Raw genomic sequence first — 13251 nt, forward strand, 5'->3', positions numbered from 1 at the left:
ATATCGTCGATTTTAAAGAACGCCGAATATGAAACAGAAATATTAAGCTAAAGCTTCTTCAGCCGCCGGTTCTACAGCCGCGCCGAGGTCTTCGCCCAGTTCCTGACGGTTCTGCTGATCGCCACGGGTAGCGGCTTCAGCGATCGCGTCGCAATAATAACGGACAGCGCGAGCTGCATCATCATTGGCAGGAATCGGGAATGCGATACCGTCGGGGCTGACATTGGAATCGAGGATAGCAACAACCGGAATACCCAGCGTGTTGGCTTCTTTGATAGCCAGCTCTTCTTTGTTAGCATCAACAACAAACATGATGTCAGGGATGGTGCCCATATCGCGGATACCGCCCAAAGAAAGTTCCAGCTTGTCGCGTTCGCGGGTCAGCTGAAGGATTTCTTTCTTGGTGAAACCTGCGGTTTCGCCGGAAAGCTTTTCTTCGAGGGTCTTCAAACGCTTGATAGAACCAGAAATCGTGCGCCAGTTGGTCAACATACCACCCAACCAACGATGATTCACAAAGAACTGGCCAGAGCGACGTGCTGCGTCAGCAATCGGCTCTTGAGCCTGACGCTTGGTGCCGACGAACAAAACTTTACCGCCATGAGCAACCGTCTGAGCGATGAAATCAAGGGCGCGGGTAAACAAAGGCACAGTCTGGGACAGATCCATGATATGGATGCCATTGCGATCGCCGAAAATATACGGTTTCATTTTCGGGTTCCAGCGATGGGTCTGGTGACCAAAGTGAGCACCAACGTCCAACAAAGACTGCATCGTAACGGTAGGTACCGCCATAATTATTCTCCTTCCGGTTAAACCTCTTCGGGGAAGTGACCTTCCGGATCGACGAAAGGCACCGGTCGTTCAATAACCCCGAGTGTGAGATATGGGGCGCAGTAACTATAATGCGCCGAAAAATCAAGAGCAGGATAACGTTGCTGTTATCATTTTACATGAATCATAAAGATTTGAACAGTTTTTAGTTCCCGCTTGACATGGGAACATTTAGAGAACAAAAAAGCAAATAAGAGACGAAGCGGCAAAAGAGTCGCTCAAAAAAATGAGCCAAACTACCAAAATATGGATAAAAACGTCTCTTTATTGAAGAGAAAATGGCTATTTTTTAGAACAAAACAAGAACTTTAAAATCTAGTGACTAAAAATCTGTCTTTAAGAAAGGAAAGACAATGATAGCTTTTTGTTTTTGGGGGATATTATCCGTTGCCGCGTTATGCAGCGTGATAAGTTTGGCCAAAGATGTCCACTATATCTGGCGCTGGATATCTTCTTTCTATTTTAGACCGGCTTATAAAGCGATCACTATCAATATCAAATTGGCGCCCCCCTCGCCTTCTTTCTTGGATCACGGCGCTTTTCTGCCTTTGCTTTTGATTCCAGAAAATATGACAAACAAAAACAAAAAAATAACTTTATGACTGGCTTTTTGTAACCCATCTGATGAGCCTTTCAAAAGTCAGTCCTTACAGAGTGATCAGCAAGAGATAGGCAGTTTAATAAGGGGCAATAGCGAGATAAAAACCGCGAGGCTGCGAATATGTGGCTATTAAAAAGCATTCTATATTTAGGCAGGAAGATAGGATGGGATTATCCGCCCTTCCCTGTTCCGGTTATCTTTTTATTATTGAATAAGGCCGGGCAAGCATAGAACAGGGTCAAGCAAACGCTATTCAGAACGAATTTTAGGCTTCTTCGGGAGTAGTTTTTTCTTCTCCCCGCATAACTTTAGCATAGCTCAAAATACCGAATGGCAGCAGAACTGTATAAACAACACTAAACACGGATAAAACTGCCCAAGGTGCACTGATAAATGCCGCCGCACCAATCGCGACCATCACCAATAGACCTAAACGTAATTTAGGACGAACGCGAAGCACCGACCATCCAAAGGTCGGAATGTCGGCAATCATCAAGAACGCTGACAAGCTAATCCATAACCCGACCAATAAAGGCATACGGAACAAGTCATACCCTGAGACAAACCATGCATATAAAGGCATCAAGGAAAAATTAGCACCGGCCGGTGCTGGAACACCGGTAAGGAAACCGGCTGATTTATGGGGTTGATCGAGATAGTCTATATTGACGTTAAATCTTGCCAAACGAAGCGCACAACAAACCGCATGAGACAAGGCGAATAACCATCCCCAACGTGGCCAGCTTTGCAATGTCCAAAGATAGATTAGAATCGCAGGCGCTACACCAAAAGCGATAACATCGGATAAAGAATCTAGCTCTGCCCCGAAACGGGTTGCACCTTTTAAAAGACGGGCAATGCGGCCATCCAAAGTATCCAGAACCGCCGCAATCAGAATGGCATAAACGGCATTTTCCCATTCACCGGAAACGGCATAACGGATAGCCGTTAATCCGCTGCATAAAGCCAAGGTTGTAATCGCATTGGGCATCAACGCCCGAATGGGAATGCTCCGTCGCTCATTCTGATATCGCTTTCTTGACCGCGTCTTCTGGAAGGTCATAACCGTCTCCCTGTCAGCGGTTTTTCTTGCGAGCCGATGCATCCCAGAATGGTTTCGCCAGCCAAGCAACGTTGTCCCAAAGCGACCTGAGGCGTTACGCCTGCCGGTAAATAGACATCCAGACGGCTACCGAAACGGATCAAACCAATGCGTTCACCGCGTTCGACATAATCTTCGACTTTCGTCAGCGGCACAATCCGGCGAGCAATCAGACCCGCAATTTGCGTCAAGCCGATATTCACGCCCTCTTTTGTTTCGATCATAAAATGCTGGCGTTCGTTTTTTTCGCTGGCCTTGTCGAGGTCGGCGTTCAAAAAAGCACCGGGTATATAAACGATACGCGCAATGCGTCCCGGAATCGGAGCGCGGTTGATATGAACGTCAAAGACACTCATAAAGATTGAAACGCGCGTCAAAGTGGCATCGCCCAAGCCATCAGCCCCCGCCAATTCCGGCGGTGGTGGCACATCGGCAATAAGGCAGACCATACCATCCGCCGGAGAAACGATCAGCCCTTCTCCTTCTGGAACGCTTCTTATTGGATCGCGGAAAAAAGCGGCGACACAAAAACAGAGAACGCCCAGCGGCCATGCCATCCATAACCAGCTAAAATATGAAATTATAGCGGAAAGAATAACCGCAATAACAAAGAATTTCCGGCCTTCTGGATGGATAGAAGGAAAATGCCAACGGATAGATTGTGCTGCGCTGTTTTCGCGCTGTTCCTCTTTATTCATGCTTGCCTTTTAAAGGCCTCCTACTCTTCTGACAATGGCTACAATCAGTTATCCGCCGGATAGGACAGAGACTTGATTTATAAAAGGAATTTCAAAATATCGGTAGTTATCGGAACAAAAAATATTTTCGGCAACAGAAAAGATATCTTTTTTAGAAAATCCGATACTATCATAAAATTGTAATAAAAATATCATTTATACTGATTTTCCCCCTCTTTGGCGAGAAAGGACTGCGTTATTAAATCTGTTCCTGTTTACCTGTCCGGATTATCTCTTCTGGCTCTGTTCATTATCGCTGTCAGCCATGTGTCTGTCGGCTGGCCTATCCTGTCGGTTTTAATGCTTATTATTGTCTGGGGTTGGTGGTTTAAAAATATCTCTGAAGCCACAGCGCCTTTTTCCGACACCAATAACGGAAGCGGCTTTTCAGATCAGCCTTACCCCTATTTTCCAGCTACGGCGGCTGATGTCATTATGGCGATGGATGAACCTGTATTGCTGGTCAATGATGGGCAGGTTGAAGTCGCCAACAGAGCCGCCGAGAATTTATTAGGCATGCATATTGAGGGCGGTGATGTCAGAATGGCTATCCGCCATCCGGCGGCTATTCGCCTTTTAACAGAGCCCTTGGATAATATGTCTCCAGTCTTACTGGCTGGATTAGGTGGTCTCAATCGCCGTTGGGAATTATATGCCTATGCCTTGAATGAAGAGCAGCGACTTATTCTGTTACGGGATCAAAGCACGGCTCATTTAACGGAACAGGTCAGAATAGATTTTGTCGCCAATACCAGCCATGAATTGCGGACACCACTTGCGACTTTAAGCGGTTTTATCGAAACATTAGAAGATGACGACGTCATCAAAGATCGGGATACCCGTCACCATTTTCTCGGCATTATGGCGCGTGAAGCCAAACGGATGCAAAATCTGGTTGATGACCTGATGTCTCTTTCACGGATTGAAGCAGGAAAATTTTCTCTACCCAATGAAATCGTTGTTTTATCGCCTTTGGTAGCAGAAATTGTGTCCAATATTCAGGCATCGGGTCAGGCAAAGCCGTCCCAAATCACCCTAAAAAATCAATTATCGAGCGATAACATCCAAGGCGATCGCACCGAAGTGACGCAGCTTCTTTACAACATCATCGGAAATGCCTTGAAATATGGTCGGAAGGATGGCCAGATTATGGTTAATCTCGAAAATACCGACGACCATCGGATAAAGCTGTCTATTAAAGACGAAGGCGACGGCATTCCTTTTCATCATATTCCGCGTCTGACAGAGCGTTTTTATCGGGTGGATAACAGTCGCAGCCGTGCTTTGGGTGGCACAGGATTGGGATTGGCGATCGTTAAACAAATTGTTGAGCATCATCGCGGTGAATTGGTCATCGATAGTATCGCCGGAAAAGGCACTACGGTGACAGTATTCTTGCCAACAACGGACTTTTTCCCCGATTAACAGTCCGTAATGTCACAAAAATATAATAATTTTGTCACCACCCTGTCATTGACAGAGATTAAAAACTTTTAGTCATCAAAAGACAAAATAAGATGTATAATATTGATCATAAGGACGAATTTTGATCGCCAATGTGCTTTCCCTGCGGAAAAAAAAGAAAAACGCTGTTATCATCCAGATACAGCGTTTTAATGCCTTGAGGATAATATGAAAAAAGCATCGGAAATCGGTCATACTGTAAAAGCTTTTGATGAAGACCTTGGCGGGCTGCGCGCTCTGATTTGCGAAATGGGGGGCATGACAGAAATCGCGCTGACTTCGACATTGGAAGCCCTGATTCACAGCAACAAAGAGCTGGCTGCCAAGATCGTCGAAAATGACAAGGAAATCGACGCGCTGGAAATGGAAGCCGAGCGTGTCGCGATGCGCATTATCTCTCTTCGGGCACCTTTGGCCGATGATTTGCGTGATGTGATCGCCGCAATGAAAATTTCGGGTATTCTGGAACGTATGGCGGATTATGCAAAGAATATCGCCAAGCGTGTTCCGATATTGCAAAATATGGTCTCGATTCATCCGGTGCCGGTTTTGCCCGTCATGGGCGAAATGGTTTCTGAAATGGTGCGCAATGTGCTTGATGCCTATGCAGCCAGAGACCCGAAAAAAGCTTTTCATGTCGCGGAATATGACATGGAAGTAGATGGATTATATAACAATCTGTTCCGTATTCTTCTGACTTATATGATGGAAGATTCTGGCAGGATCAGCACTTGTATCCATTTAATGTTTATCGCCAAAAATCTGGAACGCATTGGGGATCATGCCACAAATATTGCGGAAATGGTGTATTTTGCGGCTACCGGCAAGCAAATGCCGGAAAGAACGCGTGGTAAAGATTTGCTGGCATCGGAGGATAACTAATGGCCGCTTTACGGCTGCTCCTCGTTGAAGATGACGATGCTCTTGCTGAATTACTGAAATGGCATTTTAGTAAACAAAATTTTGAAGTTGTTCACACGCGCGACGGAGATGAAGCTCTCTTATTGGCAAGGGAAAATCCACCTGACATCATGCTGCTTGATTGGATGGTAGAAGGTACATCCGGTATCGAAGTTTGTCGGCAATTACGGCGCTATCCTGAAACCGCCAATCTGCCGATTATCATGCTGACGGCACGTGGTGAAGAAGATGACCGGATCAGGGGGCTTGAAACGGGTGCGGATGATTATGTCACCAAACCCTTTTCGCCTCGTGAATTGGTGGCGAGAGCGCTGGCGGTATTACGGCGCATTCGCCCAGCTCTCAGCAAAGAGCAGCTCACCTATAACGATATCGAAATGGATTTGGTCAGCCATCGGGTCAAGCGTGCCGGAACGACGGTATCCATAGGCCCAACAGAATTTCGCCTTTTGCGACATTTGATGGAATATCCAAGACGGGTTTTCTCACGCGAGAAGCTGTTGGATTATATTTGGGGTCAGGATAGCGATATCGAATTACGAACCGTCGATGTTCATATTCGTCGCCTTCGGAAAGCCTTGAACCGCGAAGGTTTGCCAGATCTTATCCGTACTGTCCGCTCGGCAGGCTATGCGTTAGATACGGACGAAGAATAGCACTCAAAGGCTAACTCTATCTATTTGTCATTCCTGACATTTATACCTATCTAAATAGAAAATTTATCCAGCGATCATCCTGCAACGGACAGAGAAGATAACCACGCTTATGGGATCAGTGTATCTTGCCCAAATGGGTAAGAATAAACCTCGTTTTCGAAAGAAAGTGCATAACGGCTGCCTTTATAAGACTATTCAAGCCTTCATTCTGGCCTAATCGGTGCTTTGCTTAAAAACGAGACAACGCCCGAGGCCAGAAAGGCTGAATCTCTTTATAATCTCGTTTTGATTTAGGCTTGATTATAAAGCGCTATCTTTCGGGATAACTCTTGCCCAGCATAAAACATGCACCGATCGAACACCTGCCTTCTTTAATAATTTGGCACAGCTTTCAGTGGTGGCTCCGCTGGTAAAGACGTCATCCACTAAAATGACATCTCGCCCGACAAGATGGTTTTCTTGATTTTTCCTTGTCCTTATCGCGAAAGCTTTTCTAACCGTTTCTTGCCGCTGCTTTGGTGTCAGATGCCCCAACGGCTTAGTTGAGTGGGAACGATAAAGGCTATCGCAGTCATAATCATATCCACTTGCCTTGGCTAAATATTGCCCGATCAATCCAGCCTGATTAAATCCACGTTGCCATAATCGCCAGCGATGAAGCGGCACAGGTATGATTAAAGGAGGCTTAGAAACAACATCTACGGCATCCGATAAATCTGTTTTTTCTGTTGTAATAGGCGGCGATAGCTGGATGTCTTCTTTTGCTGGCAAGAAACGCATCATTAACTTTGCCATATCGCGTGCCAACATGGTTTGCCTGCCATATTTGCAGCGCAAGATAAGTGTTCTTGAAATTTCGTCATAGGCAACCGCTGCATTCATCCGATCAAATGCAGGCGGGTGTTGTAAGCAACGTCCACAGCGCAATTCATATTGCTGATCGCGAGGTAGCGGAAAGCCGCATTGGATACAGGCGGGCTCGACCAGAAAATGAAGTGACTGCCAACATTCGACACAAAAGCTATGATCAGCCAGAATAACGGCACCGCAATTCGGACAACGCGGTGGCAAGGCATAATCAATAACAGCCCTCAATCCAGAATAAGCTGTCCCTAATAACTTCTTTAGAATGTCCACCGCTTTCATATTTCGAGTATAATACCGCTAATATAGACGAAAAAAGGCCAGATAAATCTGACCTCTTTCCAGTATTTTTCGATAATGAAGGCTTTAATCCTCTGGAATAGAAGCGTCCAACAATTCATCAGCGATTTCCGCTGTATTATGCCGGATAAGCTTTTCAATTTTTTCGGCCATTTCAGGATGCTCTCTCAGGAAGTTTTTAGCATTTTCCCGACCCTGACCAATCCGAACAGAATCATGGCTGAACCACGAACCTGACTTGTCAACAATACCCGCTTTGACCCCAAGATCGAGGATTTCACCCATCTTAGAGACGCCTTCCCCATACATGATGTCGAATTCGACCTGTTTAAAAGGCGGAGCCAGCTTGTTTTTGACGACTTTCACCCGAGTTGCGTTACCGACGATTTCGTCACGATCTTTGATCTGCCCGATGCGACGGATATCAAGGCGCACACTGGCGTAAAACTTCAAGGCATTACCACCGGTCGTTGTTTCCGGGTTACCATACATAACCCCGATTTTCATACGCACCTGATTGATAAAGATAACCAAAGTTTGAGAGCGGTTAATTGAGCCCGTAATTTTTCTTAAGGCCTGACTCATCAGACGTGCCTGCAAACCGACATGGCTGTCGCCCATTTCGCCTTCGATTTCTGCCCGTGGCGTCAAAGCCGCAACAGAATCGATAACCAAAATATCGACAGCATTAGAACGGATCAGCGTGTCCGTAATTTCCAAAGCCTGTTCACCGGTATCCGGCTGAGACACAATCAGGTCAGTGGTGTTAACGCCTAGCTTTTTGGCATAAACTGGATCAAGCGCATGTTCGGCATCGATAAAAGCCGCCGTCCCGCCTGCTTTTTGTGCTTCTGCGATCGCATGAAGCGCCAAAGTCGTTTTACCAGAACTTTCAGGGCCATAAATTTCGACGACACGGCCACGCGGTAAACCGCCAATGCCCAGTGCAATATCAAGGCCAAGTGATCCGCTGGAAATAGTATCGATTTCGATTTTTTCACGAGATCCCAGACGCATAACCGAGCCTTTACCAAAAGCACGGTCGATCTGAGCCAAAGCCGCTTCGAGAGCTTTTTGCTTGTCCATATTATTATCCTTACCGGAAGTCGTAACCTTGTTTTGCGAAGCCATCGCTACCCCTCTTGTCCTATAACGTCTGTCTTAAGGCATCAACCGGCATAATGTCAGAGCCTCGCCCATACACCGGAACCGCATGAAGAACATAAGGAGAACATAGAGTCGAAAGGCGGAATAGCAAGCTTTAAGTGACAGAATTTAAAACTTCTTTTCTATTGCCGGAAAGCCTGAAAATAGGCCTTCCGGTAAGCATAGAATACTAGATTTTAAGGAATAATCGGCAATTCAACCGAACTTGCTTCATCCGGCGTATGCATCACCTTTTCCAAGGAAGAAACATAATCGGATGGCTTGGCAAACATAATGTTGGGAACATATGTTTGAGGGTTCCGATCATAAAGCGGGAACTGGCTCGATTGGATTTGAACCATAATGCGATGTCCCGGCTGGAACACATGATCGACGACCGGCAAACGGAAACGATATTGCTGCACGGTATTAGTTGGCACGGGTGATGGTTTTTCAAAGCTGTTACGATAACGGCCACGAAAAATATCCATACTAATAGCCAGCTGATAGCCACCCATTTTGGGATCAGACGGCACTTCATCAGGATAAACATCAATCAGCTTGACGACCCAATCGACATCACTGCCTGACGTTGCCGCAAACAGATTGGCAAAAGGTGCCCCCCGTAATTTCACCGGATGATCGAGCACTGGCGTTTCATAGGTCAGCACATCCGTACGACTATCCGCAAAACGCTGATCTTCGACTAGCCATTGTTTCCAACGGATCGTATCTGCAAAGGTAATCGGATTAGAGAGATAAGGGACTGGTTTTTTAGGATCAGAAATATATTGATCGAAAGCCGTATTATCTGTCGTCGGCTTGCTAAAGGCTAGACCAGATTTCTCCTGTAAATAAAGCGGGGTCAGAGATTTTTCTTTGTCGGTTTGCCAGTTATCCAGCTTATCCCAATGATTTTCGCCCGTATTGTAAATAAAGGCTTTCGGGGTAGCCTCTTTGGGCTGCTGATCTTTCAAATAGCGGTTAAAGAAAGGCAACAACACATCGCGCCGGAATTGGAGCGCCGTATCACCATTCCAATGCAATGCTCCCAATGAAGAGCCATTATAGTTAACCTGACTATGACGCCACGGCCCCATAACCAGATAGTTATTATCGCCGTATCCGACTTCTTTCAGCGATTCAAAACTGTGAATTGCACCCCACATATCTTCCTGATCCCAAAGACCCTGAATCCACATAGTCGGGACATGAGAAGGATGAGCAGCGACCAGTTTATCCAAAGCCTGACCTTGCCAGAATTTATCATAAGCTGGATGCGCGCTTAACCGTTGCCACCAAGGTATCTGGTCAATGCCTTCTTTCTTTGCCCAGTCGCCCGCTGATCCGGTTTGGAGGAAGGCTTTATAATCGTCATAGGCACCATGAACAGGCGGAGCTCCCGTTCCTTTGGCAGTCATTTGTCTTAAGAAATAATCGAAAGAGGCTTGACGGAAAGCGCCATAATGAAACCAGTCATCGCCCATCCAACCGTCAACCATCGGGCTTTCAGGGGCAGCCACTTTCAAAGCCGGATGCGGATTAAGCAAAGCAGCTACAACGGTAAAGCCTTCATAAGAAGACCCAATCATACCGACCCGACCATTGGTTTCAGGAATATGTTTGGTCAGCCATTCGATGGTATCCCAAGCATCGGTCGTGTGATCAACCTTGGTTGGATTCAATGCGCCAACAGGCGGACGGGTAACGACATATTCCCCTTCGGAACCATATTTACCCCGGATATCCTGAAAAACACGGATATAGCCATCTTTCACAAAAACCTCGTCACCTTCAGGCAAGGTTGCCAGCATCGAAGGACTATCGCTGCGGCTTGTCCGACCAGAGGCGTCATAGGGCGTTCGGGTCAAAAGAATGGGTAAATTATGGCCATTTTTAGGAACGACGATGACGGTATGTAATTTGACGCCATCCCGCATAGGAATCATGACATCGCGTTTTACATAGTCATATTGGTCGGTGGGCGCCGAAAAATGAAGCGCGATATCGCCGTTTTCTGGCCAGATCGCTTTATCTGGGGCGGCGGCAAAAGCAGGCATAGCCAACATTGAAAGTAATGAGAAAGCGACATGGCTGCGCATTAGATATTTTCTGAAATTGAATAGATTTTTTTGGGTCTTTGACCGAGACATAACCCCTCCCTGTGATAGCTAGCCCGTCAGCTTAGAAGTGAAAAATAAAAAGGAAATACCTAATCCAAAAATAATGGCTTCAAAAGAGAACAGGGGAAATACCAAAAAATTTGGAAATTTTTGGACAGAAACAGGTGATATCTTAATGTATTCCGATATCATCCTTATCAGGCGTATCGGCTTTATCTGTAGAATATAAGAAAACGGAATTCGGGAATGGTCTATTTTTTGGGTGTGGATGCCGGAGGCAGTCATTGCCGATCACGTTTAACCGATCAAAACGGGCGTATTCTGGGTAGCGGGCAAGCTGGGGCAGCCAATGCCCGTATCGGTATCAGCAATTTATGGCCTTTGTTGATGGATGTATCGGCGAAAGCCTGTCAACAGGCTGGATTAGATCAGAATGATTGGGCATCCATTCAGGCAGCCTTTGGTATAGCCGGTCTTTCTCGTCCGGGTTTACAACAGGAATTGGAAGCTATGCCCTCGCCTTTTGCATCCTTGCGTTATACCGGCGATGACGAAATTGCCAATATCGGTGCGCATCAAGGGCAAGATGGCGCTATTTTGATTGTAGGCACAGGCAGTATCGCGCATATCCGCATAGAAGGCAAAAGCGAGACCTTAGGCGGCTATGGATTTCCTGTTTCAGACGAAGCCAGTGGCGCATGGTTGGGATTAGAATTAATCCGCTACAGTCTTCGTTCCTTTGATGGTCGTATTAAAAAAAGCCTTTTAACAGAAAAACTTATCCGTCATTTCTCTGACAATATATCAGGGTTAATTGCATGGATGGACGGGGCAAATGCTACTGATTATGCAGCTTTTGCACCTTGGGTTATGCAAGCGGGAGAAAAAGGCGATCCAGTGGCCTGCTCCATTATCCAGCGAGCCGTTACCTATATTGAAAATTTCGTTGATGTTATCTTTGAAAAGGGTGCGCCACGCTGTTGTTTGATGGGCGGATTGGCCGAACCCTTTATGCCATGGCTTTCAGACAGAATTTCCGATAAATTAAGCCCATCTCAAGGCGATGCCTTGCAAGGGGCGTTAATCCTTTCAGGTCTTTCCGTTTAAAAAGATGATATTACAATCAGATAAACAGATTATTTTAGATGGAATATGAATATGTCGACAGAGCTTGATATTACCACCATTCTGACCGTCCAGCCCGAACAACAAGAAGAGCTGCAAAAAGCTTTGCTGCATTATGCCGATCAATTGAAAACACAAGAAGGCTATCTGGCTTTCCATATTGGATATGACAAAAGCCAGCCGCCCCGTTTTATTTTGAATGAACGCTGGCAAGATCACGCAGCGTTTTTACAACATGAAAAAAGTGATGTTTTTCAGGACTTTGCTAGCCTTTTTAAAAAATTATTGGATAAGCCATTGTTATCCGTTTTTTCTGTCCCTTTGATTGACGGTTAAATTTTAAACCGCCAACAAACTATCCCGTTTGGTTATCAATGCATCGAACAGGGCTTTATCCTCTGCCTTATCAAGGTCAAAATCAGAAGTAGAAGTGAATCCTTCTTTAATTTTTTCCAAAGCGGTCAGGCTTTCCGGTTTGATGTCGCCAACGCTTTTCAGAATAGCTTCCATTTCCTCGAATTTGCCTGAACAATGCAGCGCAATGTCGCAACCCGCCTCAAGAACACGTAAAGCGCGGGTTACAGGATCACCATCCAAGGCATTCATCCCGATATCATCGGACATCAAAAGACCATTAAAACCTATTTTTTCACGAATAATATTGCGAATAATGGACGGCGAATAGCTAGCGCAATTTTCTTTATCCCATTCCAGATAGGTGACATGGGCGGTCATTGCCATTTTCGCATTATGTAACCGTTGGAAAGGTTTAATGTCCCGTTCCAATATATCGAGAGGGCTATCAACAATCGGCAAGGCTTTGTGGCTATCTACTTTTGCCTGTCCGTGTCCTGGAATATGTTTGATAACGCCACAGACACCGCCATTTTCCAATCCATCCAAAGCAGCCTGCCCCAAAGCTGCCACTTGTTCTGGATTATTTCCGAAAGAACGGTCTCCGATGATGTTATTGCCTTCAGGATCACGGATATCGAGTAAAGGCATACAATCAACATTGATACCGACATCCTGTAATAGGCAGGCCAAGGCATGACTATTGGCACGCACAGCTTCAATCGCGCTGGCTGGCGCTTTTTGATATAAAATATCAAAGCATTCTGCTGTGGGAAAAGCAGGCCAAACCGGAGGCTTCATTCTGGCGACCCGTCCGCCTTCCTGATCGATCAAAATTGGAACATTCTTGCTCGAATTTTGCTTTAAATCATCAGTCAATTTTTTTAATTGTAGACGATCTGTAATATTCCTTTGAAAAAGAATATAACCCGCGGGGGAATATTGCTGAAAAAGCTTTTTTTCCTGATCTGATAATTGGGGACTGGCTATACCAATAAAAACAGGTTTCATTATATATCCTATT

The 13251-nt window shown here is 45.7% G+C and carries 12 protein-coding genes; 5 read left to right on the forward strand and 7 right to left on the reverse strand.

Annotated features, from left to right (window positions below):
• Positions 1-42: 42 nt before the first annotated feature.
• From rpsB to FBY58_RS05580, 3 genes are all read right to left on the reverse strand, one after another.
• A complete protein-coding gene (rpsB, locus tag FBY58_RS05570) occupies positions 43-795 on the reverse strand; it encodes a 30S ribosomal protein S2 (protein ID WP_141919866.1) in 753 nt (250 codons plus the stop codon).
• A gap of 905 nt (positions 796-1700) precedes the next feature.
• On the reverse strand, positions 1701-2498 hold the full coding sequence (gene pssA / locus FBY58_RS05575) for a CDP-diacylglycerol--serine O-phosphatidyltransferase (protein ID WP_141919867.1): 798 nt from the start codon (positions 2496-2498) through the stop codon (positions 1701-1703).
• Positions 2495-3235, reverse strand: a complete 741-nt coding sequence (locus FBY58_RS05580; RefSeq protein ID WP_141919868.1) for a phosphatidylserine decarboxylase — start codon at positions 3233-3235, stop codon at positions 2495-2497. Before FBY58_RS05580 ends, pssA begins: the two co-directional genes overlap by 4 nt.
• Before the next feature lie 216 nt (positions 3236-3451).
• On the opposite strand from FBY58_RS05580, the gene FBY58_RS05585 reads away from it, so the two are divergent.
• The 3 genes from FBY58_RS05585 (at position 3452) to phoB (ending at position 6315) form a co-directional block, all read left to right on the forward strand.
• Positions 3452-4699, forward strand: coding sequence for an ATP-binding protein (locus FBY58_RS05585; protein WP_141919869.1), 1248 nt, complete (start codon positions 3452-3454; stop codon positions 4697-4699).
• 207 nt (positions 4700-4906) lie between these two features.
• Complete coding sequence (gene phoU, locus FBY58_RS05590; RefSeq protein WP_141919870.1) at positions 4907-5620, forward strand: phosphate signaling complex protein PhoU; 714 nt, start codon at positions 4907-4909, stop codon at positions 5618-5620.
• The gene (phoB, locus tag FBY58_RS05595; RefSeq protein WP_141919871.1) at positions 5620-6315 is read left to right on the forward strand and encodes a phosphate regulon transcriptional regulator PhoB; all 696 of its coding nucleotides are present in this window, start codon (positions 5620-5622) and stop codon (positions 6313-6315) included. The genes phoU and phoB overlap by 1 nt, the downstream gene beginning before the upstream one ends.
• A gap of 300 nt (positions 6316-6615) precedes the next feature.
• Here phoB and FBY58_RS05600 read toward each other — a convergent pair whose 3' ends face one another.
• The 3 genes from FBY58_RS05600 to FBY58_RS05610 all read right to left on the reverse strand — a co-directional run bounded on the left by FBY58_RS05600 (position 6616) and on the right by FBY58_RS05610 (position 10778).
• Complete coding sequence (locus FBY58_RS05600) at positions 6616-7461, reverse strand: ComF family protein (protein ID WP_141919872.1); 846 nt, start codon at positions 7459-7461, stop codon at positions 6616-6618.
• Positions 7462-7545: 84 nt separating this feature from the next.
• Positions 7546-8610 (reverse strand): recombinase RecA, encoded by a 1065-nt coding sequence (gene recA, locus FBY58_RS05605; protein ID WP_141919873.1) that lies wholly within the window; start codon positions 8608-8610, stop codon positions 7546-7548.
• A gap of 212 nt (positions 8611-8822) precedes the next feature.
• A complete protein-coding gene (locus tag FBY58_RS05610; protein ID WP_141919874.1) occupies positions 8823-10778 on the reverse strand; it encodes a CocE/NonD family hydrolase in 1956 nt (651 codons plus the stop codon).
• A gap of 216 nt (positions 10779-10994) precedes the next feature.
• Between FBY58_RS05610 and FBY58_RS05615 the strand changes: the two genes are divergently transcribed.
• Positions 10995-11855 (forward strand): BadF/BadG/BcrA/BcrD ATPase family protein, encoded by an 861-nt coding sequence (locus FBY58_RS05615; RefSeq protein WP_141919875.1) that lies wholly within the window; start codon positions 10995-10997, stop codon positions 11853-11855.
• Between the two features lie 51 nt (positions 11856-11906).
• On the forward strand, positions 11907-12209 hold the full coding sequence (locus FBY58_RS05620) for a putative quinol monooxygenase (RefSeq protein ID WP_141919876.1): 303 nt from the start codon (positions 11907-11909) through the stop codon (positions 12207-12209).
• A gap of 3 nt (positions 12210-12212) precedes the next feature.
• On the opposite strand, the gene nagZ is transcribed toward FBY58_RS05620, so the two are convergent.
• Positions 12213-13238 carry a beta-N-acetylhexosaminidase gene (nagZ, locus tag FBY58_RS05625; protein ID WP_141919877.1) on the reverse strand — a complete coding sequence of 342 codons (1026 nt, stop codon included), beginning with the start codon at positions 13236-13238 and terminating at the stop codon, positions 12213-12215.
• Positions 13239-13251: the final 13 nt, after the last annotated feature.

This window comes from Zymomonas mobilis, assembly GCF_006715975.1.
Taxonomy (GTDB): Bacteria; Pseudomonadota; Alphaproteobacteria; order Sphingomonadales; family Sphingomonadaceae; genus Zymomonas; species Zymomonas mobilis_B.

Bases quoted from the DNA above. Each gene is read 5' to 3' on its own strand.
- pssA (WP_141919867.1), bottom strand. From the start codon at position 2,498: ATGACCTTCCAGAAGACGCGGTCAAGAAAGCGATATCAGAATGAGCGA.
- FBY58_RS05615 (WP_141919875.1), top strand. From the start codon at position 10,995: ATGGTCTATTTTTTGGGTGTGGATGCCGGAGGCAGTCATTGCCGATCA.
- phoU (WP_141919870.1), top strand. From the start codon at position 4,907: ATGAAAAAAGCATCGGAAATCGGTCATACTGTAAAAGCTTTTGATGAA.
- phoB (WP_141919871.1), top strand. From the start codon at position 5,620: ATGGCCGCTTTACGGCTGCTCCTCGTTGAAGATGACGATGCTCTTGCT.
- FBY58_RS05600 (WP_141919872.1), bottom strand. From the start codon at position 7,461: ATGAAAGCGGTGGACATTCTAAAGAAGTTATTAGGGACAGCTTATTCT.
- FBY58_RS05580 (WP_141919868.1), bottom strand. From the start codon at position 3,235: ATGAATAAAGAGGAACAGCGCGAAAACAGCGCAGCACAATCTATCCGT.
- FBY58_RS05610 (WP_141919874.1), bottom strand. From the start codon at position 10,778: ATGTCTCGGTCAAAGACCCAAAAAAATCTATTCAATTTCAGAAAATAT.
- FBY58_RS05620 (WP_141919876.1), top strand. From the start codon at position 11,907: ATGTCGACAGAGCTTGATATTACCACCATTCTGACCGTCCAGCCCGAA.
- rpsB (WP_141919866.1), bottom strand. From the start codon at position 795: ATGGCGGTACCTACCGTTACGATGCAGTCTTTGTTGGACGTTGGTGCT.
- nagZ (WP_141919877.1), bottom strand. From the start codon at position 13,238: ATGAAACCTGTTTTTATTGGTATAGCCAGTCCCCAATTATCAGATCAG.
- recA (WP_141919873.1), bottom strand. From the start codon at position 8,610: ATGGCTTCGCAAAACAAGGTTACGACTTCCGGTAAGGATAATAATATG.